General features: G+C 42.0%; 18 protein-coding genes and 1 pseudogene. 14 read left to right on the top strand and 5 right to left on the bottom strand.

Features of this window, described 5'->3' with window-relative positions; all coding sequences use genetic code 11:
- The first annotated feature begins 17 nt into the window (after nucleotides 1-17).
- From devC to HWQ23_RS28980, 8 genes are all read left to right on the top strand, one after another.
- Complete coding sequence (gene devC, locus HWQ23_RS28945; RefSeq protein ID WP_292836485.1) at nucleotides 18-1,196, top strand: ABC transporter permease DevC; 1,179 nt, start codon at nucleotides 18-20, stop codon at nucleotides 1,194-1,196.
- A gap of 346 nt (nucleotides 1,197-1,542) precedes the next feature.
- Nucleotides 1,543-2,547 (top strand): NAD-dependent epimerase/dehydratase family protein, encoded by a 1,005-nt coding sequence (locus tag HWQ23_RS28950; protein ID WP_292836487.1) that lies wholly within the window; start codon nucleotides 1,543-1,545, stop codon nucleotides 2,545-2,547.
- A gap of 520 nt (nucleotides 2,548-3,067) precedes the next feature.
- Nucleotides 3,068-4,051: a glycosyltransferase family 2 protein gene (locus HWQ23_RS28955; protein ID WP_292836489.1), complete on the top strand. Its 984-nt coding sequence runs from the start codon at nucleotides 3,068-3,070 to the stop codon at nucleotides 4,049-4,051.
- 78 nt (nucleotides 4,052-4,129) lie between these two features.
- Complete coding sequence (locus HWQ23_RS28960; RefSeq protein WP_292836490.1) at nucleotides 4,130-4,597, top strand: DUF2141 domain-containing protein; 468 nt, start codon at nucleotides 4,130-4,132, stop codon at nucleotides 4,595-4,597.
- Between the two features lie 137 nt (nucleotides 4,598-4,734).
- A complete protein-coding gene (locus tag HWQ23_RS28965; RefSeq protein WP_292836492.1) occupies nucleotides 4,735-5,994 on the top strand; it encodes a glycosyltransferase family 2 protein in 1,260 nt (419 codons plus the stop codon).
- A gap of 559 nt (nucleotides 5,995-6,553) precedes the next feature.
- Entirely contained in the window at nucleotides 6,554-7,837 is a 1,284-nt protein-coding gene (locus tag HWQ23_RS28970) for a glycosyltransferase (protein WP_292836494.1), read from the top strand.
- Between the two features lie 145 nt (nucleotides 7,838-7,982).
- Nucleotides 7,983-8,207 carry a hypothetical protein gene (locus HWQ23_RS28975; protein ID WP_292836497.1) on the top strand — a complete coding sequence of 75 codons (225 nt, stop codon included), beginning with the start codon at nucleotides 7,983-7,985 and terminating at the stop codon, nucleotides 8,205-8,207.
- The gene (locus HWQ23_RS28980; protein WP_292836500.1) at nucleotides 8,197-8,442 is read left to right on the top strand and encodes a PIN domain-containing protein; all 246 of its coding nucleotides are present in this window, start codon (nucleotides 8,197-8,199) and stop codon (nucleotides 8,440-8,442) included. The genes HWQ23_RS28975 and HWQ23_RS28980 overlap by 11 nt, the downstream gene beginning before the upstream one ends.
- Before the next feature lie 523 nt (nucleotides 8,443-8,965).
- Here HWQ23_RS28980 and HWQ23_RS28985 read toward each other — a convergent pair.
- On the bottom strand, nucleotides 8,966-9,490 hold the full coding sequence (locus tag HWQ23_RS28985; RefSeq protein ID WP_292836503.1) for a DUF2085 domain-containing protein: 525 nt from the start codon (nucleotides 9,488-9,490) through the stop codon (nucleotides 8,966-8,968).
- Between the two features lie 46 nt (nucleotides 9,491-9,536).
- Nucleotides 9,537-11,648 carry a bifunctional arginine dihydrolase/ornithine cyclodeaminase gene (argZ, locus tag HWQ23_RS28990; RefSeq protein WP_292836506.1) on the bottom strand — a complete coding sequence of 704 codons (2,112 nt, stop codon included), beginning with the start codon at nucleotides 11,646-11,648 and terminating at the stop codon, nucleotides 9,537-9,539.
- Between the two features lie 503 nt (nucleotides 11,649-12,151).
- On the opposite strand from argZ, the gene HWQ23_RS28995 reads away from it, so the two are divergent.
- Both HWQ23_RS28995 and HWQ23_RS29000 read left to right on the top strand, forming a co-directional pair.
- Complete coding sequence (locus HWQ23_RS28995; RefSeq protein ID WP_292836509.1) at nucleotides 12,152-13,738, top strand: glycosyltransferase family 39 protein; 1,587 nt, start codon at nucleotides 12,152-12,154, stop codon at nucleotides 13,736-13,738.
- A 546-nt stretch (nucleotides 13,739-14,284) separates the two neighbouring features.
- Complete coding sequence (locus tag HWQ23_RS29000) at nucleotides 14,285-18,217, top strand: DUF2157 domain-containing protein (protein ID WP_292836512.1); 3,933 nt, start codon at nucleotides 14,285-14,287, stop codon at nucleotides 18,215-18,217.
- A 284-nt stretch (nucleotides 18,218-18,501) separates the two neighbouring features.
- Here the strand turns inward: HWQ23_RS29000 and HWQ23_RS29005 are convergent, their stop codons facing one another.
- Nucleotides 18,502-18,957, bottom strand: coding sequence for a hypothetical protein (locus tag HWQ23_RS29005; protein WP_292836514.1), 456 nt, complete (start codon nucleotides 18,955-18,957; stop codon nucleotides 18,502-18,504).
- 835 nt (nucleotides 18,958-19,792) lie between these two features.
- Here HWQ23_RS29005 and HWQ23_RS29010 point away from each other — a divergent pair.
- Nucleotides 19,793-19,981: pseudogene (locus HWQ23_RS29010) on the top strand (addiction module protein); the annotation flags it as partial.
- Here the strand turns inward: HWQ23_RS29010 and HWQ23_RS29015 are convergent.
- Entirely contained in the window at nucleotides 19,950-20,276 is a 327-nt protein-coding gene (locus tag HWQ23_RS29015; protein WP_229486046.1) for a DUF433 domain-containing protein, read from the bottom strand. The pseudogene HWQ23_RS29010 and the gene HWQ23_RS29015 sit on opposite strands and share 32 nt — an antisense overlap.
- 741 nt (nucleotides 20,277-21,017) lie before the next feature.
- Between HWQ23_RS29015 and HWQ23_RS29020 the strand changes: the two genes are divergently transcribed.
- A complete protein-coding gene (locus tag HWQ23_RS29020; RefSeq protein ID WP_292836518.1) occupies nucleotides 21,018-21,380 on the top strand; it encodes a hypothetical protein in 363 nt (120 codons plus the stop codon).
- A gap of 69 nt (nucleotides 21,381-21,449) precedes the next feature.
- Here the strand turns inward: HWQ23_RS29020 and HWQ23_RS29025 are convergent, their stop codons facing one another.
- Complete coding sequence (locus tag HWQ23_RS29025; protein ID WP_292836520.1) at nucleotides 21,450-22,409, bottom strand: NAD-dependent epimerase/dehydratase family protein; 960 nt, start codon at nucleotides 22,407-22,409, stop codon at nucleotides 21,450-21,452.
- A 597-nt stretch (nucleotides 22,410-23,006) separates the two neighbouring features.
- Here HWQ23_RS29025 and purD point away from each other — a divergent pair.
- Nucleotides 23,007-24,284, top strand: coding sequence for a phosphoribosylamine--glycine ligase (gene purD / locus HWQ23_RS29030; RefSeq protein WP_292836522.1), 1,278 nt, complete (start codon nucleotides 23,007-23,009; stop codon nucleotides 24,282-24,284).
- 117 nt (nucleotides 24,285-24,401) lie between these two features.
- Nucleotides 24,402-26,348 (top strand): two-component system sensor histidine kinase NblS, encoded by a 1,947-nt coding sequence (gene nblS / locus HWQ23_RS29035; protein WP_292836524.1) that lies wholly within the window; start codon nucleotides 24,402-24,404, stop codon nucleotides 26,346-26,348.
- Nucleotides 26,349-26,409 lie beyond the last annotated feature (61 nt).

Here is a 26,409-nt window from a genome sequence, read left to right on the forward strand (position 1 = left end):
AACTAACAAATAAATTCATGATTTTCAAAATTCCTTTAGGATGGCTACAGCTAGCCCAGCAAAAAGTTCGTTTAGTAGTAGCTGTAGCCGGGATTGGTTTTATTGTGCTGCTAATGTTTGTGCAACTTGGTTTTCAAGATGCTCTCTATTCCAGTGCAACCGCAGTGCATCAGAATCTCAAGGGGGATTTATTTGTAGTTAGTTCGCAATATAAATCTTTGACCTCAAATCAAAGCTTTTCACGGACTCGTTTATACCAATCTCTGGGGTTTGATGGGGTAGAGTCAGTTAGCCCCATGTATTTGCAATTTGCCAAACTAAAAAATCCGGCAACTGGTGAGAAATATTCAATATATGTTATTGGTTTCGATCCAGGTAAACCTGTGATGAACATCCCAGAAGTTGATAAAAATTTAGATAAACTCAAAATTCCTGATGTCGTGCTTTTTGACCGGAGTTCTCGTCCAGAGTTTGGCCCAATAGGTGAAAAATTTAATCCGGGAGATACTGCACAGACAATTGAAATATTTCCGTTCAATTCATTAATTGGCTATAGAGTCAGAATTGGTGGTTTATTCAGCTTAGGGCCTTCCTTTGGGGTAGACGGAAATTTAATTGTCAGTGACTCAACTTTCTTAAGGATAAATCCCAATAGTCGTCCGGCAGATATGATAGATATCGGTTTGATTTCCCTCAAACCTGGTACTAATGCAGAAACAGTACTGAAAAATTTGCAAGCAAGTTTGCCTAATGATGTCCAAGTTTTTACACGTCAAGGCTTCATTGATTTTGAGAAAAAATATTGGGCAGTCAGAACACCCATTGGTTTTATACTTAACTTGATGTTGACAATGGCTGCGGTTGTTGGTGTAGTTATTGTTTATCAAATTCTTTACAGCAATATTGCTACACAGTTCGTTGCTTACGCCACTTTAAAAGCCATAGGTTATGCCAATAGATATTTATTAAATGTGGTATTTCAGCAAGCTTTGATTTTGGCAATTTTAGCTTATATTCCAGGATTCCTTACTTCTGTCTTGTTATATAGCTTTGCAGCAGGAGCAACTAAATTACCAATAGTTATGACCACTAATAATGCACTGATTGTCTTAACTTCAACAGTATTAATGTGTATAACCTCAGGAGCGCTTGCTATCAACAAACTCCGCTCCGCAGATCCGGGAGATATTTTCTAGCTGATTCTTAGCAGCAAAATAATCAAATTATTTTGCCATGATATAGACTCCTAACTAAGCATTATTACAGCCTTTTCGCAGAAAATTTGTTCTTTATATAGGAATCGTAAATTGTTTTTGAAAAAATCTAAGTAGCCTTGTAGGGTGTGTTAGACGGAAGTACCACACCAAAAGCTTAAAATGGTGCGTTACTAACACAGCCTACGTAGATTTCAAAAATCAAATCCGAGTCCTATATCAATTTTAGATTTTAGATTAAAAGTCTTTACAAAAATCCAATTTTGTAGAATCTCAAGTCTTCTATCTAACAAACCAAATTCACCTATTTAACAATAGTCCCGACTTTATGAACCTCAAAAACAAAACCCTCCTAATTACCGGGATTGATGAACTTGTCGGTTTGCGTACAGCTGAGTTAGCCATAGCACAAGGAATGAAGGTTCGTGGACTGCAAAGTTCTACAGAACAAAACAAACAATTACAGCATTTAGGTGTTGAGGTAATTATTGGTAGTATCACCGATTCTACTATTGCTCAAAAGGCTTGTCAGGGAGTTGATATCGTTTTACATACAGATCAAATTGCCCAAGAAGCCGGCGCAATTAGCCATTTTCGTGATGTCAATGTTGGCGGTACTGTCAACATCGCTAAAGCTGCTAAACAGGCTGGTGTCAAAACATTTGTGCATCTATCCAGTGTGATGGTTTACGGTTTCAACTATCCTAATAGTGTTACAGAATCCGGGCCACTCTCTGGTGAAAATAATCCCTACTGTCAAACGAAAATAGAAGCCGAAACAGCACTATTAGAACTGAATAATCCCTCAGATTTTGGCATCATCATTATTCGAGCCGGAGATATTTACGGCCCAGGAAGTATTCCCTGGATAGTCAGGCCAATTCTGATGATGCGTCAAAAATTATTTGCCTATGCCAACGATGGTAAAGGAGTAATCAATCATGTATATATAGATAACCTGATTGATGGCATCTTTCTGGCGATAGAAAAAGAAACCTATGGTGAAATATTTAATATCACCGACGGACAAGAAACTTCGTGGAAAGAGTATTTCATGCGTTTAGCAGCAATGGAAGGTTTACAAGCACCCCTTTCATTACCGAAAGATGAAATCAAGTTGTTTCTAAAGCTACGTGTTCAAGGACAAAAACTTTTTCGGCAAAAAGTTGATATCTTACCAGAGTCTATAGATTTTATGACTCGTCCTTATGCTTGTTCTATTGTCAAAGCACAAAGCCTGTTAAATTATAAACCAACAATTGACCTAGAATCAGGTATGCAGCTAACACATGAATGGCTGCAAAAAACAGATATCCAAAAGCTGGTCAAATAGTCCACAGATTTTTGTAATCATTGTTGCATCTGTCTAAGAATTAGCTGCAATTAAGCTTGAAGAAGAATTCAGAAGTCAGAATTCAGGAGTCAGAATCAATCAGTCGGGGATTCAGACCCGCGACTGATTGAAGACCACAAAACAAGAAAATTTGGTGGGGGTGCAAAAACGCCGATTATTCATCCGCCAGTCGTACAGAATACCTTTCCTGTATTCTGACTCCTGACTCCTGAATTCTGTTCGATAAAATAATCTCCAGAATAGTAGGTTGGGTTGAGCGACAGCGAAACCCAACAAAACCTTGATAATGTTGGATTACCCTTTTTCTGTCGGAGACGCTACGCGAACGGGAAGCAAGCTACGTTCCTCAAACACCACTTGCTTTAAGTCGGCACCGCCCAACGCAGTGGCTCCCCAACCTACTAAATTCTGACTTCTGAATTCTGACGTTTCATCTACCTAACAGTTATCTGCAATTAAGCATAAAATAACCCCCAAATTTTTTGAATACTTGTTTTCTATGAGTAGTAATCAGCCACGCTTGAGCATCGGATTACCTGTATACAATGGTGAAAAATTTATCAAAGAAGCCATAGATTCACTCTTGGCTCAAACCTTTGAAGATTTTGAGCTAATTATTTCAGATAATGCATCTACAGATAAAACTGAGGAAATTTGTAGAGCATACGCCGAACAAGATAAACGTATCTGTTACTACCGCAATGAAAAGAATATCGGTTGCGCTCGTAACTTCAATCGCGTCTTTGAATTGTCTTCAGGTGAGTACTTTAAATGGGCAGCCCATGATGATCTACATGCTCCAGATTTTATCAAGAAGTGTATTGAGGTGCTTGACCAAGATCCGACGATAATCTTGTGTCACTCCCAAGTATATTTCATTGATGAACAGGGGGATTTTCTCCAAAACTACGATATCAAACTCAAGGCAGATGCACTAAAACCACACGAGCGTTTTCACGAATTGCTGACCAAGCATTTATGTTATCAATGTTATGGGGTAGTTCGCGCCAGTGCCTTGAGAATGATACCGCCGATGGGTGGTTATGGTAATGCAGATGGAATTTTCTTGTTAAGACTTGGTATTATTGGGAGGTTTTATGAAATCCCTGAATACCTGTTTTTTGCCAGAAGTCATCCGCAACAATCAATGAGTATGTTCTTTCCCAATTACTTGTTGTTTGCTGACAAAAATCAAAAATCCTTATTGAGTATGCTGCCTGATTTTTATGCATATACAGTATGGTTTGATTCAGCAAAGAAAGGACAAATTTTATTGCCACATTGGAGAATACTCTGGGAGTATGTACTCTCTATATGGCGTAGTCCCATGAGTTTGAATGAGCGGCTGTGTTGTCATAGAAGTCTACATCAGCAGTTAAAAGGCACAGAATATCTTTTGCTGAAAGATTTCCTAATAGTGCTGCAAGGACTTTGGAAAAGTTGGCAACCAGCATCAATTCAAAAACAGCAAATCACATTTTAAACAAATCACTTCAAAAAGAAAAGTTTGCTGTCGCAGCTTTTTATCATCTCCAAAATCACCTATTCTGACTAGAAAACTATGTTCAAACTATCTCAATTGTCTCGTGTTTTGGTTGCTACTTTAGTGAGCATCAGCTTTGCTAAAACAGTGAATGCAGAGCCAACTGCAACACTTAGTGTAGTTGTAAATGGAATACATCACCAAAAAGGTGAGATTTGCTTGCGACTTTACCCAAGTGAACGAGGATTTCCGACGAGTAGTAGTAGTGAAGATCAAAGTGGCTGCGTTAAGATTACTGGAAGTTCTGTAAAAAAAGAATTTTCTGGCTTGAAGCCTGGAACTTATGCTGTCGCCGTGGTTGACGATCAGAATGGCGATCGCAAACTCAATAAAGACTTTTTCGGTATTCCTAAAGAAGGTTTTGGGATTTCTAAAAATCCCACTGTGTCCATACAAACAGGTTCACCAAAGTTTCGTGATGCCAGTTTTGTTGTAAACAAAAATACAACAGTCAACATTACCATAAAATATTCGCTGGATTCCTAAAGGGAATAGGGAACAGGTTACAGGGAATAGTCTATAGCCTGTAACCTGTTCCCTGTCACCTCTGTTTCTTGAGAATTACGGTTTAGATCACACCTACATATAAACAAGCCGAGATTCTACCGGAGATTAAAAATTTAATGGAAGATTTGGCAACATTTCTGTCTAAGTCTTTGATGAGTTGGGTGGTTATTCAGGTGTGTTTAACGCTTGTCTTTATATGGTATCTGCGCTCATCTAAAAAAAACTTATTACCAGATAACCAGTTGCCCAAAACAGCAGTGATTCTTTGCTTACGCGGAGCCGATCCGTTTTTGCCTAGATGTTTGCGATCGCTCCTAAATCAAAATTATCCACAGTATGATTTAAAGTTGATCGTTGATAGTCACGAAGATCCCGCTTGGAAAATTGCCAGTGAAACGATCACAGAGCAAGAAGCGACTAACGTTCAAATCAGCCCTTTGAGAATAGTACGCAACAATTGTAGTCTCAAATGTAGTTCTTTAGTGCAAGCTGTGCATGAGTTGGACGATTCTTACAAGGTGGTTGCTCTAGTAGATGCTGATACTATAGTGCATGTGAATTGGCTGCGAGAATTAGTCAGTCCTCTAGGGGATGCCAAAGTGGGGGCAACAACAGGTAATCGTTGGTACGTACCTACAGGTAAGTATTGGGGATCTTTAGTGCGGTACACCGGCAATGTAGCTACAGTAGTGCAAATGTTTCTCTTCCAGATTCCTTGGGGTGGAAGTTTGGCTGTGAAAACAGAAGTGCTTCGCCAAACAGAACTGCTAGATAAGTGGGGACAAGCTTTAGGCGAAGATTTTATGATGCACAAGATCCTCAAAAAACATGGGTTGCAGGTAAAGTTTGTGCCTTCGCTGTTGATAGTAAATCATGAAGAGACTAATTTATTCAACTTAATAGACGATCTCAAGCGTCTAATGCTGTATTCTCGATTGTATCACCCACGTTGGTTGGCTTTAGTTAGTGAAGCTGTTTCTAGCATTTTGTTTCCTACTATAGTCGTGATCTTAATTCTAGAGTCGTTGTTAGAGGCAAAATGGGAAGCTGCGACTGTCTTATTAGGCTGCTATGGAGTCTATACTGTCGCATTACTTTTGGTAATGCTGGTGTTGGAATTAGAGATACAGCGAGTGGTTCGCTCTAATGGCCAGGCGAACGCAAAATTATCAGCTATTACAATCATCAAAATGTTAATTGGGATTCCCCTGACACAGTGGGTTTATGGGTTAGCGATGCTATCGTCATTGTGGATTTCAACAGTCACTTGGCGCGGTGTTTCCTATCGGGTTAAAGGGCCCTGGAATGTCCGCCTAGTAGAATATCGCCCTTATCAATGGTTGGATCAGCCTATTGATAGCAAGGTTTCTCTTTGAACTGAATTGCTAGAGATGAACTAGGGTATGAAAGTTCTTACACTAAACATTCCCTAGTCTTCAAATTAGATTATCTTATATTTAGTAGAACTATATTAGCTATAACCCTTGTCAAAATACACGCTTTTCTTTGTTGATTACCAAAATGTATTTGCATTAATGGCAAGGGTTTAGGCAAATATATTAAGGGGGATTTTGACTTAGCATTTTGGATGTTTTGATAGTTTCTAATCCAGGTTTATATAGCGGTTTGCAGTTGAGTCTAATACACGCCTAACCCCCAACCCCAACCCTTGTAGTGTTGGGGAGTAAGCCTCAAAGCCTCTCAAGAGCAGCAGAGAGGAATGGAAGTGAGATCAGAGTCTATTGCACACAAACGAGCGATCGTTATAAACATCCACTTCACAATCGACAATTTCGGCTATTTGAAAATGCGTAAATCCTTAGTCTAACTGTATTAGCGTAAATTTCTGAGCCAAATAATCAAGATGCTTATGAAACATTTGCTGCGTAAATCCTAAGTTAAAACCAGCAATTTCGTGAAAGATTCCCCTTTTCTATGACTAAGCAAAAACTTCGCATTGCACTGTTTACAGGATTGTATGCTCCTTTCTTGACTGGAGTTTCGGTTGCAGTACACCAACGAGTTCGTTGGTTGCTAGAGCAGGGACATGAGGTTTTTCTAATCCATCCCCAAATCAACGATCGCTACCCCAAAAATGTTGGCGATCGCCCCATGCCAGGTTTGGAGGAAATTCAGTCTTTCCCCAACTTCTCTGCTTACGCATTCCCTACAGAACCACTCATATTATATAAGTCTCTTCCTCAACCATTGCACTATCGACATTGGAGCGATACCAAATTGTTGGAGAAATTCAAACCCGATATTATAGTGGTTGAAGAAGCGGCGCAAATGAGAGGTTTATACTCATTTTTCTTGCAAGGTTATGGTCGCCCTATCGGCGTTGAATACGCAAAACGAACAAGAACCCCAATAATATCCCTCTTTCATACAGATATCGTTGCGTATATCAAATATTACTTTGGAGATAGGTTCTTCAGCTTAGTTCGTCCGATCATTCCCGTTTTAGTCAAGCAGTTTAGTGAGTCTTATGACTTCAATTACTTCTCTTCTAAAGAACAACTCACTAAATACGAAGAACTGAAATGTCAACGGGCGGAATACGTCGCTTATCAAGGCATCGATTGCGAAAAATTTCACCCGCGAAACATCTGTTACAACCCAATTCCTAATGACAACCGACCGACTATTTTGTTTGTCGGACGCATCACCCCGGAAAAGAATGTCAACCAATTGCTTGATATATTTCCGCTGATTGCTGCCAAAATCCCTGATGTCCATCTGGTGATTGTTGGTAGTGGCCCTCTAGATGAAGAGATCCGTCAGCGTGCCCAAAAGTTTGCATCCGGTATTACCATCTGGGGTGAGTCTCACGGTACAGAACTTTTGGGTTGGTTTGCCAGAGCAGATATTTTTGTCAACCCCTCCGTTACCGAAAACTTCTGCACTACAAATAACGAGGCGTTAGCGTCTGGAACCCCTGTAGTTGCTGTTGTTGCACCCTCAACCTCAGAACAGGTATTTCCTGGTCGCAACGGCTTTCTTGCCCAACCTAACAATCCTACAGACTTCGCCCAAAGGGTGATTGCGATTCTAGAAAATCCCGATTTGAAAGCAGATATGACTAGGCAGGCTCGCCCCTCTATACTTGACTTTGATTGGTCAGCATGTATGCAAAAATTAGAAGACAAACTTTACCAGATCGTTGAAGGATCACAGAAGGTGGAGGTAAGTACAGGCAGTATAAAACCACAGCGATAACAAATACAGCGATCGCTAGTATTTACAGTACTAGCGATCGCTAATTAGTGACTTTGACTAAGGCTGTTAGTTAAAGGGTGCGTAGGCATAGCCCGTCGTAGACATCGCATTAAAATGAAACCAGAGTTCAACGACTGGGATAACAATGGAAGTTTTTCAACTTAGCACAATTGTTGATGCGTCGGGACATTTGCATCTTGATATCCCAACACAGCTAGCGCCTGGGCAGGTGAATATCGTGGTTGTTCTGAATCCAGTTGCATCAGATAGCACACAGAAATCTAATTATGATTTTTCTGATCTTGCGGGTAAATTAGTCTGGGAGGGAGATGCATTAGCGATGCAAAGGGTGTTGCGGGATGAGTGGTAGTCGCTATTTGTTGGATACAAATGCGATCGTAGCACTGCTACAAGGGAATTTACAGCTGCTGCAACTTTTACAAAATTCTGATTGGATCGGGATTTCGATTATTAGTCAAATTGAATTTCTAGCATTTTCTGGGTTGAGTCAGGGAGATCGCCAACTTTTTCAGCAATTTATCCAACGAGTTGAAGTTGTTAGTTTAATAGCTGATGATACGGTGTTAATTGAGCAAATTATCTAACTTCGTCACTCGATTTTAGATTTTGGAGAGAGCGATTTTGGATTAACCTCTCCTTACAAAGAAGAGGCTTAAATATTGAAAATTTTCTTTTTCATCTCCGTAAACCCAGAGGCTTGAAACCTTTTTTAGATTCTAGATTTAAATTTTAATTCTTCAATCCAAAATCTAAAATCTAAAATTGTCTCGGTCAGCAATATCGGCTAAAACTACCCGACGCAATCATCGCAGCGATGGCGCTTCAGGCAACTGCGAACCTAGTAACAGCGGCTCAGTAATTTGCGAAAGTATTAACATTAACAGTTATTAGCTGGTAGCGATCGCTCTTTTATCTTCTTCACTACCCCAGCTAACTTTAACGCAAGCTAAAACCGAGGTGGGGTGATTTTATTATCCTCTTGCATTTTTGTGTTTGCATCGTTGTGCTATGTAAACGCAACTTAGTGCAATGCGATTGTTTTGCCTCACAATGCCATTGCATTGACTTACAAAAATTAATCGACTCTATTAAGTTGTGCGATAAAATCTACAATTGGGTCAAGCTAGTTTTAGTACTTTGCCACCCATGCAAGATTGGCATACTAAACAATCCCCACGCCAAACCCGTAATCAACCCAAAAGACGTAACCAGATAGTTATTAAAACTCCAGAAACCGAAAACCTGCGCTGCCAATTCCAAAGGATAAGCCATCATCAGCACACTAGCTAGCGCCGCACCACTCCAGCCATACTGACTTAACCAGTAAAATCCCTTACCACCAGTTAGCCCATACAACAGACGAGTAATCAGTAAACCCGTGACAGTGCCGTAGCAGCGCATACACACAGCCATAATAAACGGAGATGCCAAATCTAACCCCATAGATGGTTGCGGACACACATGATTACCCATGAAATAAATGATGTCCGCAATCCCAGCCAGCAAAGACACACCTGACGCAGCCAGAAAGGGAGCCACAGGCGGGCCAAAAACCATCCCCGCCAACATAAAATCAGCAATCAAACTGACCCAATTAACCTGCAACTCTTCACTGAAAGCTACTCTTGTCATTCCCTTTCTTACCTTCGCGCCCTTTGCGTCTTCGCGGTTCGTTCTCTTAACCTACCTTATTAACATAGGGACTTGTCAACTTATCCAACTGCTGAATTAACAGACTGAGAAACAAACCCACATCCGTCACCACACCCACCGATTCCACAGAACCGCGATCGCTTAACTTAGTCACCACAGCTGGATTAATATCCACACAGACTATTTTCACCCCCGCCGGAGTCATATTACCCACCCCAATGGAGTGCAGCATTGATGACAGCATCAAAATCATGTCCGTACCTTCTAGGTGTTTAGCATATTCCTCCTGTGCTTGAATCAAATCCATTAGGGTATCAGGCAAAGGCCCGTCATCCCGAATCGATCCAGCAAGCACAAAAGGCACATTATTGTGGACACACTCATACATCACGCCACTTTTAATTGCCCCCGCCTCCACAGCTTTGGGAATGCTGCCATAACCACGGATACTATTAATTACCTTGAGGTGATGGCGGTGTCCACCATGCACGGCGACACCCCGCTTCATATCCACACCCAAGGAAGTGCCCATGATATTTTGCTCGATGTCGTGAACTGCGATCGCATTACCAGCGAGCAACGCCTGTACGTATCCTTCCCGAATTAGTTGCGCTAGGTGTTCACCGCCACCAGTGTGAATCACCACCGGGCCAGCCGTGACAACTACTTTACCACCAGCATCGCGGATTTTCCGCAATTCCCAAGCTACTTGCTCAACGACCAATTCCACGCGCCGTTCGCTGGAAACGCCCGCCGACATAAAACTGAATTCTTGCGTGCTGCGTAGTTCCCGCGATTCAGTTTTGCGGATGGTGCGGATACCTAATACGTCTACAATTACTTGTTCGCCAACTTTTAAATCGCGTAGTATTTTACACCGAGCGACTAAGCTATTGGCAGTTTGAGTAATTGCGATCGCGCCATCCATCCGTTGATTTTCCACCTTTACCCACTGACCATTAATTCGGACTTCGGTGGGATAAATCGTACTGACGTAGAAATCATCGGGCGCTACACCAGCTTGGATCACAGGCTCCAGTTTAGCGTCTCGCTCATCATGCGGTAAATTTACAGCACCCAAATCAATCAACAGCGAGATGATTTCTTCCATCACCTCATGGTCTGGTGCTGATACCCTGACTTCGGCAGCTGAGGTACTTTGGCGCTGTTCTCCCAAGTTGAAATTTAGGACTTGGAAGCTTCCCCCGGCATCTATAATTAAATCCAAAGCGCGGTTAATTAAGCCTGAATCCAGCAAGTGCCCTTCCATGCGAATGACGCGGCTTTCTACCGAAACATTGGCATGAATTTCATCTCTAACTGGTTCTGTCACCCGCAGAGTTAAGCATTTAGCCGCGCCTCCAGCTTTCAGAAATTCCGTAAGTGGTGTTTCCAGCACTTGGAAACCTGCATCTGCAAGGCGAGTTTTCAAAGCATCACTCGCCTTGTTCATGATCACGATGCCATCCACATTCACCGTATTACAAGCGAAATTGACTGCATCGGCTTCTTCAATTGCGATTCGCTTTTCTGCTGCGACTCGCATTTCAATTAAGCGGTTGGAGTAAGAATCGAAAGCGCCTGGATAGTATAGCAAATAGCCATTTGTTAGGGGACAAAAGCAGGTATCCAGGTGATAAAAACGTTCGTCTATGAGTCGTAGAGAAAGCACCTCAATATCCAGCCATTTAGCTAGATAAGGGTGAGAATCTAATTCCGACCGGAAACCGTATCCCGCCCATAACCAGCGTCCTTCTCGATCCAGCAGTGCGTCCCCTGCTCCCTCAAAGGGCAAATCTTTGGGAAGTTCATTGACTGTATAACCATTTGCCTCAAACCATTGTTTGAAGAAAGGCTCCTCTCCCTGACGTTCTTTGTGTAAAAAGCGACTAAGTACGACGTTATCCCCCAGGACTAAGCCAGCGTTGGCGGTGAAAACCAAATCAGGCCAGCCTTTTTCAGGTGGTACTAAGTCTACAACGGCGTGTTGTTTAAGGATCTGGTGTAGTCCCTGCCACTGTTCCACGGCGCGATCGCGCGATGATTTGTGAATATTCCCTTCCATCCAGGGATTAATCACATAGTCCACGTCGTAGTGGTCAGGAGGACACATTAAAAAGCGAATACGGGAAGTCATAAAAATCTTACAAGCGTTTTAATATGCTACAAGCCTGGGATACAGATTTTTGATTTTTATTTGGTAAAATCTGCTACTAAAGCTTCTATCTTTTGATAGTTGAAGGCTTTACAAAGGCTTTCGTTATCAATTCTATTACTGGAAGATAGGAATAAGTAGATAAGGTGGCAAAATGACATGGATCTGTTGCAATACGGTTCGGTTAAGGCAAGAGATGCGATTAGCGGCGTGTCATCAAAAAACCTTATCCGAACCGGATTGGGATCTGGTAACATTGGAACCAAAATGACCGCTAAGAAAGGATTCTAGGGAGAAAAATAAGATTTTACCATCGTTTATTAAGGCTTTGAGAAGATTCAAAATGGGTGCATCCCAGTTTTTATTATTCGATGAAATAATAAAATTTAATCTGTCATTGCGTTCGCCTCCGGTCTCTTAGAGAGGAGGAACGACGGAAGATTGTTAGATTTTACACTCATTGGGATGCTCCCATTGAAAACTGCATGAAAAAGCAATTGTCATCGAACTGGCTTATTTCTAAATCTTGGTTACGCTTTTTAGTGATCATTTTATTAGTAATAGGTGTATTTTTTCGCTTCGCTAATCTTGACAAAAAAATTTATTGGGGTGATGAAGTTTTCTCATCATTACGCATATCTGGCTATATGCACTCAGAAATGAATGAGCAGTTAAGTAATGGTCGTTTGATCAGCAAAGAAGATTTGCAAAAATACCAGTATCCCAATTCTGAGAAAAACACAATTGATACAATTAAAGGGGTGATTTTAGAAGACTCGCAGATTTTGCCGCTATACATCTTGATGGCCCGGTTTTGGGTAGAATGGTTTGGCAATTCTGTAGCAGTAATAAGAAGTTTTTCGGCATTCATTAGTCTGCTCACCTTTCCTTGTATTTATTGGCTATGTCAAGAACTATTTGAGTCTTCACTAATCGGGTGGATAGCGATCGCCTTGGTAGCCGTTTCACCTATTCATGTCGTGTATGCACAAGAAGCGCGAGCATACAGTTTATCGATAGTAGCCATCTTAATATCGAGCGTAGCATTGCTGCGAGCCATGCGCCTGAAAACAAAGGTTAGTTGGTGCATTTATGCCGCAACATTATCACTAGGGTTTTATACTCATCTATTTTTTATCTTGGTTGCTTTTGCACAGGGAATTTATGTAATTGCAATCGAACGCTTGCGATTGAGTAAAACATCGATTTATTATCTGCTATCATCGCTTGCGGGGTTTATAACTTTTGTACCTTGGATTTGGATTCTTATAACCAACCCTCAGCCAGAAGCATTAACTTGGGCGAATAGTAAACAAACATTATTTGCGTCAGCTGCAAGGTGGGCTGGTATTTTTAGTCGGACGTTTCTTGATTTAGGTATTAGCCCTAGCGATCCAGGAAAACTTAAGATTGCCTTAATTCCTTTTGTTTTAATTATTTTAGTTCTGATCATCTACTCAATTTATGTTCTCTGTCGAAGAACCTCTAAAAAAGTTTGGTTATTTGTCTTAACCTTGATTGGATCTCTAGGGCTTCCTTTACTGGTACTGGATTTCGTCTTTCAAAAGCGATACGCTACTAGTCGATATACACTTCCTTCAGTTTTAGGTATACAGTTAGCTGTTGCTTACCTATTTACCACTAAAATCACGTCTATTTCTGCTAAAATTTGGCAAAAAAAGCTCTGGTCACTTGTAGCATTCATGGTAATTATGGGCGGAGTTATATCTTGTCTGCTCCACTCTCAAGCTCGGATTTGGTGGAACCAATTACCTGAAAAGTACCAAGAATATCCTCAAATGGCTAACATTATTAGTCAAGGTAATAAACCGCTTTTAATTAGTGAAGCTGAGAACATACTTCCACCAATACAAATACTTGGTTATTTAGTTGATCCAAAAGTCCGATTTCAACTTGTAGAGAAAAATCAGCTACCAGAGGTTATTAATGGCTTTACTGACATATTCTTGTTCAAGCCCTCTGACTTCTTAAAAGCTGGAATTGAGAAAATTTATAACTCAAAGTTACAGCAGATAAACGACTTGCTCTGGAAAATAACAAAATCCACTTAAGGGACTTGCAATTAAAAAATATCCAAATTGTATGCGTTATAGCGGTTCCTAGTTACATGAAGTACATATCAAAACCTCACCCCCAGCCCCTCTCCTTAATAAGGAGAGGGGAGATAAAGCACAGCTTTATCGGGGTGAGGTTAAGCTGTACCCCATTCTTATTAGGAAGCGCTATATGCTTTTGGCTAACGCACGATGACAGGCTAGATCAAGATGGTGGGTTACTTCGTTAACGCACCCTACAAATAAATTACCCAATCTTGTGGGGTGGGCATCTTGCCCGCCTCTGTATACGGGCGGGGGAGACGCCCACCCCACAAGAAGTAGTTGAGTATTTTTTTATTTGGAAGTCCCTAAACCAAAGATACCGGCGCATCTAGCGGTTGGGAGACTGCAAGGCGGAAACTAAAAGCAGACAATTGGCATTTAAATATCGCTCGCAGGTTAAAAATTAACATCAATTAGCCTGATAAGTGGCACAATGAGATCCAAAATATACTTTAATTAAATTCATGATTTAAGTATATATTCTTATGGCTGCGGCTTATGTCATCGCCTCTTGAGCGCCCGCTAAAATTTGAAATCAGACTGCCATCTTCCCATCCTCAGTTATTAGAAGGACTAGATATATGGCTGCGTTTAGGTTTGATATCCGATAACCAAGTTAGGCAGCTATGCCGAGATTTTCTGGTGTGCGCGGTGGTGTTGCAACCCCACCCTGAAGCTGAAACAAAGATAGCGTTTGTAACTTCCGACGCTGTGGAGCAGTTGCCCGTAGCAGCTTTACAATCTAGCAGTCGTAGACAACCGCAACAAAAACCAGCTAAACCCAACTTTCTCAGCACAATGTTGCAGTCCTTGGGGGCAGAACTGAGCGTCCGTTGGCTGCTTTTTCTAGGAGTATTTCTGGTAGTCGTGTCCTCTGGGGTACTGGCTGCGAGTCAGTGGGAGAGATTTCCCGCTTCTGGACAGTATGGAGTTTTATTTGCTTATACTTTGAGTTTTTGGGGATTAAGCTTCTGGGCGACTAGGCAAAACAACCTCAGATTAACGGCTCAGACATTGCTGATTGTCACCCTTTTGTTAGTCCCAGTAAACTTTTGGGCAATGGATAGCTTTCGATTGTGGCAAAATCCTCTGGATTGGATTGTAGTTGCGATCGCCTGTCCTGCCCTTACTGCTATTACTGTTTTACTCTCCAAAAATCGGACTATTTTTGCCAATTTAGATAACGATAAATTACCTCTAGCAAATATTCTGGGGCTGAGTTATCTGCATTGGGGTTGGCAATTGCCAGGATTTCCCTTGATTGCCGTTTATGTGGCAATGATCGGCACAACTATCATTACCGTTTATCACAATTACCAACAGCGTAATCCGATCAGCGAGGAAGATCAGCGCGAACGCCATAGATTAAGTATTGGTTTATCTGCTGCTGTAATTATTTATGCTTTGATAGTGCTGCTAATGCGGGCGATTTTTGTTGCCAGAGTAGATGTCACGCAGTTAGGGTTAGCTATTGGTATTTGCGGCTGGTTGGCAACTTGGTTAGCAGGCGAAGCAGCAAAAGCACAGGAAGTAACAGTAATATCCCCCTCATCTCCCACCCTGCGGTCAGCTAAAGCTACATCCCCCTTACTCTGGGAAAAACTCGGTAGCATTTTACTCTTCCTGGGTTGGCTGGTTTCGGTAGTGAGTTATCCCTGGCAAGCGATCGCTGTAAGTGGTTTGGGTTTATGGTTTATGGGAAGTCGCTTGCGGCGGCACAGTTTAAAGATTGACTTCGCGGCGGTTTTTGTCATCGGCTTACAGACGATTTGGCTGTTTTGGCGGTTAATACCTGATAACTTACAGAAATGGGCGATCGCAACTGGCACCCAACTCACCAATTCTCAAAATGAACCTGGGGCGTTGCTGGGGATAGCTTTATTTCCCTATGTAATTTTGATGGTGGCGCTCACAGATAGCCTGTATCGCACCGAAAAGCGAGAATTGGCTAAATTTGGCGAACTACTCACCCTCTTATTTGGAGCTTTTTTAACAACGATCGCTCTGATAAATCCCACATTGCGATCGCTAAATCTGCTATTTTCTACAATCACTCTCGCATTCGTCACTCAACGCCGCTCCCCCTCTTCTCTTCCCCTGGTATATCTAACTCACATCATCGGGGTGCTGGCGTTTTGCTCTACCCTTAATTGGCTCTTCCCAAGTCTGAGTCAACAAGCTTGGGCAAGTATTTTACTAGCTCTGATGGTTGCAGAATGGGTATTTAGTCTTAGTGAAGGACTATGGCAACGTAGTGGATGGGACATCGGTTTAGGACTAGCCGCCGCTACTTTTTTCCGATTGTGGATAAATGCAGAATCATCTTGGTATGGCATAGCTGATAGCCAAGCTAATTGGGGAGTCATTTGGCTAGTTACGCCTATAGCTCTTACGGGTGTTGCCAATTGCACAATTATAGAGCGTCGCCTTACTAGCCGTTACTTGAGTGTCTTGGCTGTGGGAGTTGCCCAGCTACTTACTTTACAACTACCAGAAACCAGATTAATCGGTTTGGCTGTGGGTGTTGGATTGATGTTTGCAAATACGCGCTATTTGCGAAACCAAATATCGGCGGTAATTACAGAAGGATTTCTTCTGAGTTTTATTGTGGCGCTGCTATGGATGGGTGTGCTTGGTTTACCTCGCCTCGCGCTACCAGGTTGGTTTGTCGTAGGAGCGATCGCAACCCTAACTCTATGGTTAGCGCGGACAGTTCTGAGCCGACGCGGTAACGAATTAGCAGTTATATATGCAGCCGCCAGTGATAAATGGGCGATCGCATTGTGTGGTTTTGAGTTGTTTGGTTTAACACTGCACTCAATACTGATTTACTCAGGGTTTATTACTTCAGGATTTTTCTACTTAGTCGCCACTGCTATCACCTTGACAGCCATTGTTTATCGCAGTTGGCGGGAACCGACAAATTGGGCATTTTATGGCATCGGTTGGTGTTTAGAACTATTGACTGCCGAAGCGCTGGGATTTGGGGAACGTTCAACTGTTAAGATTGCAATCGCTAATATTGCCTTGGGTTTAATTGCTCAACTTCTTGGAGAGTGGTGGCGACGACGACATCAATTAGAAAGGCTTCCGAGCAGTTTTCACATTTTGCCATTAATTTATGGTGCATTCAGTGTATTGCTGCGTTTGAACACCTTCACCGAGTGGACAGGTTTATATTCCTTGGGTGTAGCTTTAATTATCATTGGCGTCGGGCGACGGCGCGAGAACTTTAAACCCCTGCTGTACTTAGGAATCATTGGCGTATCTATTTCTGCCTATGAACTTTTGTTCTATCAAATGTTACAAGCTTCAGGAGGAGAATTAGGTGATGGATTGATTGCCATGTCTGCCCTTGGTGCCAGTATCATGTATGCTTACCGCATCTTGTCGCCTTGGCTTGTCAGCTACTTACGCCTAACTCCCCAAGAACTCAGAGGAATCGCCCATATTCATTGGGCTTGGAGTAGCTGTTTATTAATGGCTGCAATTATTACTCCCATTGGACTTAACCGTTTAGTAGGATTGGCAACAGGGGTATTTTTGATTCGTTATGCCATCTTTCAGGGAAAAAATTCGCGCACTTCCCCCAGCATCTTCGGAGGAATCACAATAGGCGAAATGTGGGTTTACCTGGGCTTATTAGAGGTAGCCGGCATGAGGATTTATTGGCGGGAGACAGCAGTAGGGAAATTTTGGGCTGGGCCATTAGTTCCTTGGAATGGTGCGATCGCCTGTGTGGTAGCCTATTTTCTATACATTCTACCTTGGGAAAATTGGGGTTGGTCTAAAAGACCTTGGCAACAAGCCGCCTACATCATACCACTGATCATTTTATGGGAAACCAGACTGCAAACTTACCCCATTACCTTGATAATCGCAGCTGGATTCTACATCTTCCTGGCAAAGGTGGGTGAAAACATCCGTTTTACATATATTAGTGTGGCGTTGATTGATTGGGCACTTTACCGTTGGTTTTATGAATTACGCCTGACTGATACTTTGTGGTATATAACACCAATTGGGTTATCACTGCTTTATATTGCTCAAGTAGATACCCAACTGAAGCTACCAGAGTATAAAACCGCTCGTCATATTCTGAGAGTGCTAGGTAGTGGTTTAATTTGTGGGTGGGCAATTTTATTTAATCAAAATACAGCCTGGATACCGGGAATTTTCAGCCTCATCGCCATTTTTGCCGGATTAGCTTTACGAGTGCGGGCTTTTCTCTACATTGGTACAGCCACTTTTTTGATAACTACAATCTATCAATCGGTAATTTTCAGCTTGCAGTACTCTTTCTTAAAATGGGTTGTTGGCTTGCTAGTTGGCATCTTACTAATTTATATTGCCGCCAACTTTGAAACCCGTCGCGCTCAAATAACTTCCTTAATTCGTAGTGCCATTGATGAATTTCAATCATGGGAATAGGGGATTAATTCATAATTCATAAGTCATATCATGTCCGCCAAATTACCCATAATAAAAGAACCCCACCCCCTAAGAGCAGGCTCTAAGAGGTTGTTTGAAAAGTGTTTCACTGTGACTTTAGGTACTTTTAGATCCCCCCTAACCCCCCGATAAATTGGGGGGAACCGGAGTCAAAGTCCCCCTTTTTAAGGGGGATTTAGGAGGATCTAAAACTTTTGATACCAACAAGAGGACTTTTCAAACATCCTCTTAGGGGAGAAAAAGCATAGCTTTTATAAGGCAATTTAGTCTCTTAATCTTGTACCCTTTGCCCATACAGGAACATTATCACCTCTATAAATTACCAAGTTACCATCATCTTGAACTTGGAGACTACAATTAGAACCAGGCGTAGTAAAAGTTGCCCAGGTGGGGAGTGCATTAGAATCATAAATGACTAAATTGCAGTCGTATTGCATGACAATGTTGTTAACTTCAGTGTCAAAAGTGCCTGATTCCCACAGAATAGTGTTGTTGGATGAATCATAAAGAATAAAGTCTCCATCACTTTGCAGTTCGGCTATATATTGCTGATTAGGTGAAATCAAGTAATCACCTGGGGATAATAATTCACCTGTATTAAGGGTAGATGTACCTGTACCCGCCAGAGCCTTGTTTTGTTGAATAAGCAAAGCAGATGGTGATGAAATTGCAAATGCTGCTGTGAAACATAGAATTTTAAACAGTTTAGATAATTTCACAAACGTACCTCCAATGAAGTTCTGTTTTCTGCAAATAGTGCTGAGATGCGATAGCGATAAGTTCGCGCAATTAACTAGTCCTTCCTCACACTGGTGGGAGGAAAACTATTGCGCTTTTAGAGGATGTTTGTAAACTTGTTTGTGATGTATCAAAGGCTTGTAGATACTCCTAAATCCCCCGATAAATTGCAGGACTTTGATTTATTTCCCCCCAATTTATCGGGGGGTTAGGGGGGATCTTTATCAAAAAGGTCGGTCTAAAACCCTGTCATAAAGGACGGCTTTAAGTTTTGTGGCGGGGTCTAAATCCCCGTTACAAAACTGTACCCAACTCTTCTCCCAAGGGGAGACGCTACGCGAAGGAGACGCTGCGCGTAGCTTGCTTCCCCGTAGGGGTACGGCGTAGCTCAGGGCATCGCTTTCGACTTCCGACTTCCGACTTCTTTAAACAACTTGATACTTTACAAACATCCTCTTAGGTTCAAAACAACGACCAAGAGATCATTGCAGGCTATAGATTATAGCCTTGGTGTTTTTACGGTATTGTAATGTCCTAATAAACTTCAGAATATATTGTTAGTTGCTGTTTAACTAATGAACGTTTAAAAAATTTACACTTTTAAATAGTTTGACAAGCTACCTAATAGACAAGCAGAATAAGCCTCATAGCCGTCAACCCTTGTTGATAATACTTTCATTTAACAAGTGTAGGACTTACGCACGCTCTACGAAATCTTCTCTAACGAGACGCTCCGCGTTGGCAAAGGCGCGATCGCACTATTTGATTAAGTTTTTGTTATTATGAGACTTAGAATTTGAGACTTTGCGAGGAGCTATGCAGTCAATTGAGCAACTGATCAAAGAGATATTATCTTTGCCCAGTGCATCAAGGGCACTTCTCGCAGATAAGCTAGTAGAGAGTTTGGAATTTGACACCGACTCAACTATTCAGACAACTTGGATAGCTGAAGCTAAAAGACGCAATGCCATGCTTAAGCTGCCTCTTGCCGGGCGATCGCCGCTTCAATTTCTTCAGGATAAACCTCTGCATACAGCCATGCATTCACCAAATCAGCAGCAGTTAGCGTCGGGTAATCTTCTAACAAATAGGCTTCACTTGCCCCTTGATGACGCAGGCTAACCAACAGCCAAACCGGAATTCGAGTCTGCCGAATACAGGCATCGCCCCCCATCACCCCTGGTGTTTTCTCAATGCCAATCAACCCATTGCCCAGACTCGCCGCCAAAATTTGAATTGCTTGTGCCTTTTCTTCCAAAGACAGGGCTAAAAGTTGAGGTTGTAGCTCTTTCAGTGTCATTGTGGGTATCAAGCTGAATACTTGAGATGACGATTGTTCTCCATTATAGGTAAGAACCAACGAACAAACAGTGTGTATGCTTTTTAAGCTAATAACGTGAGTTTGACGGAGTGAATAAAATTATTTACATACCCAATTCGTCTTGTCCGCCCGTAGGCAAAGACGGACTTTTCGTCCCACCCTACAAAATTGGATAATTTATTTGTTGAAAGTCTCTCACATAATCCCACATTTAGCATCCATCAAAAAATATTGCTCCAGGGTTGACGTTTCGGTGTTTCGCGCAGTCTGTAGCAACTTCCACCTTAAGAGTAGGAACTTCTGCCTTGACGTTTCGGTGTTTCGCGCAGTCTGTAGCAACTTCCACCTTAAGAGTAGGAACTTCTGCCTTGACGTTTCGGTGTTTCGCGCAGTCTGTAGCAACTTCTGCCTTAAGAGCAAGAACTTCTGTCTTGACGTTTCAGTGTTTCGCGCAATCTGTAGCAACTTCCGTCTTAAGAGTAAGAACTTCCGTTTTTCCTGTAGCAACTTCTCCTTTAACTCAGTGCTAAGTCGTGAGTCGTGAGTAAAGAGCAGGTGCAGTTATAAAAGGGAGAGGGAGATGAAAATTGCTGAAATTACTCAAATTTTAGTTTTCTGAAGAAAAATCAACAATTTTACGCAGGACAACCTTGTAAAAAATTGTTCACTATAGAGTTACTAGAAATTTAGCTTATTCTTTCATGTAAAGAAGTATTAATTATGGCAAGGCACAAACGCGATTCACGTATTCTTAGCAAAGCTGAGATGCGCTTGGCAAGTATTAAATCTATCAGTCCTACTCTAGATGTAGGAGAAAGTTTAACGGTTAAAGATTATACTAATAAAATTGAAAATCACCGTCAATTTCTGGAAGTCTACAATACCACTCTTTCTACTATTGATGTTTTATTAACCCAAATTACCGAAAATGAACGAGATTTGGCAGACTATTCTGAAAAAATTTTGCTTGGTGTTGCTCATAAATTTGGTAAAAATAGCCATGAGTATCAGATGGCTGGGGGTACTCGTAAAAGCGAGCGCAAGCGTACTGTGCGCCAAGGTGTTGTTTTGACTACCAGCTAAGGGCAAGACTTCTATTAATACGGTTTGCATAACAAAAGTGAAGGTTAAGAAGATGGGGGATGAGGGAAATTAGGAAGATAGAGAATACAAAGATTTTACCCACTCCCATTCCTGTATCAAACCCTCTCTCAGGGAGACTTGCGGCTGATATCCCAAAATTTTCTTTGCTTTAGATACATCAGCAGCTGTGTGGCGGGCGTCTCCCATCGCCTTTTCTATGTAGTTTCTTTTGATTGGTTTCCCAACGATTTCTTCAATCGTATCTAAGACTTCTGCTAAAACTACTCTGCTACCGCCACCGACGTTAAAGATTTCTCCTATTGCTTGGGGTGCGATCGCGGCGGCTAAATTGGCGGCAATAATATCACTAACAAAGGTAAACTCGCGCGTTTGCTGGCCATCGCCGTAAATAGGAATCGCTTCATCCTGCAAAATCAATTTAAAAAACTGATGAAATGCCATATCTGGGCGTTGTTTGGGGCCATAGACTGTGAAATAGCGCAATGTCACACAGGGTACGCCAAAGTTTTTGTGATACAGTTCACACAAAAACTCCGCAGCTAGCTTTGTAATGCCGTAAGGAGAAACTGGTTGAGGGCAAATTCTCTCGTGGGTAGGTAATGTTTCTGCATCACCATATACGCTCGATGAAGAGGCAAACACTAGTCTTTTCAGATGTTTAGCATCTTTGGCTGCTTCTAGCAAAACTTGTGTAGCATTAACATTTCGTTCTGTGTAACCTCGAAAAGCTTTACCCCAACTTGCTCTAACACCTGCTTGTGCTGCTTGATGGTAAACTATATCAACATCTTTTAGGAGCTTGTGCCAATCTAAAAACTGAATATCTCCTTCAATTAATTTAAAGTTAGGTGAACGATGCAAGTGTACAATATTCTTACGCTTTAACATCGGATCGTAATAATCATTCAATTCATCAATTCCGATCACTTCTTCTCCCTGTTGCAGCAATGTTTCTGCAAGATGAGAACCAATAAAGCCGGCGGCTCCAGTAACGATAATTTTAGCCATGTTGCCTATTTCTTTATATCCTGATTAATCTCTATATTCACAAGTTAATAATTATAATCAATAATTCGTTACTAGTTAAATAATTTTTAGATTCATTATTAAAGGGTTTTCAACATAACAGAGAATGAAGGCAATATACTTTTATTTAAAACAAATCATTAGATATATTTAATAATTGCTAATGATAAGATTATAAATTTATTAATTGATTAAATTTAATTTTAAGAATAAATACAGGTAAAATTCGATAGCTAAAACAGGTCAGCCGATCGGAATAATTAAAGTTAGATATGCATAATAAAATAGCTTTTTTGCATAGTAATATTGGTTTATGTCTATATACTTAATCATATAGTCGGTTCTCAATTGCATGAAATACAGACCTAACAAGAACAGCCTCTTTCCTTTAAGGAAAGGGGAGTAAGATTCAAAGCCTCTCTCCTTTTAGGAGAGAGGAATAAAAGTGAGGTCAAAGTGTATTGCTTCCATTCGAGAAGCGCTATAAGAGGCTTGCACAAGTGTAAGAATTGATGGAAAAATTGATCCGCGAGAGCCGAATAGGCATTCTCGTTTCGCAAGGGACGCACGAGGAAATCAGTGAAAGTTTTAGTTGTAGGTAATGGGGGGCGCGAACACGCTCTGGCATGGAAACTGTTGCAATCTAAGCAAATTGAGCAAGTTATCTGTGTACCAGGGAATGGGGGCACAGCAAGTATGGAACGTTGCCAGAACTTGCCCCTAGCAGTAGATGATTTTGAGGGCATCAGCCGATATGCTCTAGAACATGGGATAACTCTGGTAATAGTTGGGCCAGAAGTCCCCTTGGCGAAGGGAATCACAGATTATCTCCAAGACAAAGGGCTGATGGTATTTGGCCCAGTCAGAGCGGGAGCGCAAATTGAGGCGAGTAAAGCTTGGGCAAAAGCCCTGATGCAAGAAGCGGGGATTCCGACGGCACGGGCTGCGGTATTTACGGAAGCAGCAGCAGCAAAATCTTACGTCAAATCTCAGGGAGCGCCAATTGTTGTCAAAGCTGATGGTTTGGCGGCTGGTAAGGGTGTAACGGTGGCTGAAACAATTGAACAGGCAGAAAGTGCCGTTGATGCAATTTTTCAGGGACAGTTTGGCAGTGCTGGTAAATTTGTCGTTATTGAAGAATGTTTAATTGGGCAAGAGGTGTCAGTTTTAGCGTTGACGGATGGGTTAACAATTCGACCCTTGCTGCCAGCTCAAGACCATAAGCGGATTGGTGACGGCGATACAGGAGAAAATACTGGTGGAATGGGAGCCTATGCCCCAGCACCGATTGCTACGCCAGAGTTGATGGCACGCATTCAAACAGAAGTGTTAGAAAGAGCGATCGCAACCTTACGAGCTAAAGGCATTGATTACCGAGGTGTACTGTATGCTGGATTAATGATTGCACCCGATGGCGACTTGAAGGTTTTGGAATTTAACTGTCGCTTTGGCGATCCAGAAACCCAGGTGATTTTGCCACTGTTAGAAACACCTCTAGAAGAGTTGCTTCTAGCGTGTGTACAACAGCGATTAAGTGAATTGCCGCCCATCGCTTGGAAAGGGGGAGCATCTGCCACTGTCGTTGCAGCTTCAGGTGGTTATCCCGGAGAATATAAAAAAGGCCAGGTGATTACTGGCATTGGCGAGGCAGAGGCAACAGGAGCAACTGTATTTCATGCAGGTACGAAGTTGAACCAGCAACAAGAAGTATTGACAGATGGGGGTAGAGTATTAAATGTGACTGGAATCGGAGAAAATTTTGAGCAAGCGATCGCCCAAGCCTATGCAGCGATCAAATATATTCAGTTTCAGGGGATATATTACCGGAGAGATATCGGTCATAGAGTTAGGAGTTAGGAGTTGGGAGTTAGGAGTTGGGAGTTATTGCCAATCCCCCTAACATATTTGTCAAATTAACTGTTAATTTTTTAGTTGTTGGGCTTATAACAAAGACTACTAACAACTTTATTTAAGATGCTAAGTCTGTTAAAAACAATTCGACATGCGATCGCTAGTTGGTGGTCGGAGTTCACCCTCCAGACCAAATTATTGGCTGTGGCCACAATGGTAGTTTCGTTGGTGATGAGTGGTCTGACCTTCTGGGCTGTGAATACAATTCAGCAGGATGCGCGGATGAATGACACCCGCTTCGGTCGTGACTTGGGACTGCTGCTTGCTGCCAACGTTGCCCCCCTAGTTGCTGACAATAATCTTACTGAGGTTGCCCAATTTTCCCAACGTTTTTACAGCAGCACCTCTAGTGTGCGTTATATGCTCTACGCTGATGAAACCGGGGAAATCTTTTTTGGCATTCCTTTTTGGGAAGCCGAGGTAGAAAACTCTCTCACTATTAAACGGCGGATACAACTGCCAGAAGGTTATCCTGGTGATGGTGAAAAGCCGATGGTACGGCAACATCTAACCCCAGATGGGATAGTCACCGATGTATTTATTCCTCTAATCGTCAATAAAAAATATTTAGGTGTATTAGCGATCGGTATCAACCCCAATCAGACTGCTGTCATTTCCACCAATTTTACCCGCGATGTCACCATTGCCGTTTTTATCACAATTTGGGTAATGGTGATTTTGGCAGGAGTGATTAACGCTTTAACCATCACTAAGCCGATTAAAGAACTGCTGGTGGGGGTAAAGCAAATTGCTACCGGGAATTTTAAGCAGCGCATTAATTTACCTTTAGGGGGCGAACTAGGGGAGTTAATTTTAAGCTTTAATGAAATGGCAGAGCGATTAGAGCGCTATGAAGAACAGAATATTGAGGAACTGACCGCAGAAAAAGCCAAACTAGAAACCCTAGTTTCCACGATCGCAGATGGTGCTGTGTTGATTGATAACAATATGCAGGTGATTTTAGTCAACCCCACAGCAGAGCGAATTTTTGGCTGGGAAGCCGCTAATGTAGTAGGTTGCAATGTCTTACATCACTTACCCCCAGCCGTACAAACCGAAATTACCCGTCCCTTGTACGAAATGGCAGCAGGCGAATGCGAAAGCGCCGAATTCCGAATTTTTATTAACCAACCCATCCCACGGACGATCCGCATTCTCTTGACTACAGTACTCAACCTGCAAAGAGAAAGCATCAAAGGTATTGCGATTACTATTCAAGATATAACCCGTGAGGTCGAACTAAACGATGCAAAAAGTCAATTTATCAGCAACGTTTCTCACGAACTGCGAACGCCTCTATTCAACATTAAAACCTATATTGAAACCCTGCACGACTACGGCGAAGATTTAGCTTTACAAGAACGCCAGGAGTTTCTGCAAACAGTCAACAATGAAACCGATCGCCTAACCCGTCTAGTTAACGATGTTTTGGATTTGTCAAAACTCGAATCTGGTCGCAACTACAGCTTCGATGGCGTAGATTTAGCCCAAGCGATCGAGCAAACATTGCGTACTTACCAACTTAATGCTAAAGATAAAGGTGTTGAACTCCTTCAGGAAGTTGCTGCTAATTTGCCCTTAGTAATGGGTAATTATGATCTGTTAGTACAAGTCTTTGGCAACCTGATTGGTAATGCCCTTAAATTCACCACACTCGGTGGTAAAGTGGCAATCCGCGCCTACCAACTAGATTTCAAGCCCAGTCACACCCAATCTCCTCCAGTGCGGATTGAAATTTCCGATACTGGAATCGGCATCGCCACAGAAGATCAACACTCAATTTTTGAACGCTTCTTCCGCGTAGAAAACCGAGTTCACACCCTAGAAGGCACAGGTTTAGGTTTATCGATTGTCAGAAATATCATCGACAGACATCGTAGTAAAGTCCATCTAGTGAGTGAAGTCGGCATTGGCACAACTTTTTGGTTCGACTTAGCCGCCTTTGAAGAAAAAGCGCTACCGATACAAGTTGAACCTATTCCGGAAGCATCCAAAATCACCACAGTTTGAATGTTAGGGAGTGGGGAATGGGGAATGGGGAATGGGGAATGGGGAATGGGGAATGGGGAAT

The sequence above is a fragment of the Nostoc sp. JL33 genome (assembly GCF_017114985.1).
Lineage (GTDB): Bacteria > Cyanobacteriota > Cyanobacteriia > Cyanobacteriales > Nostocaceae > Nostoc.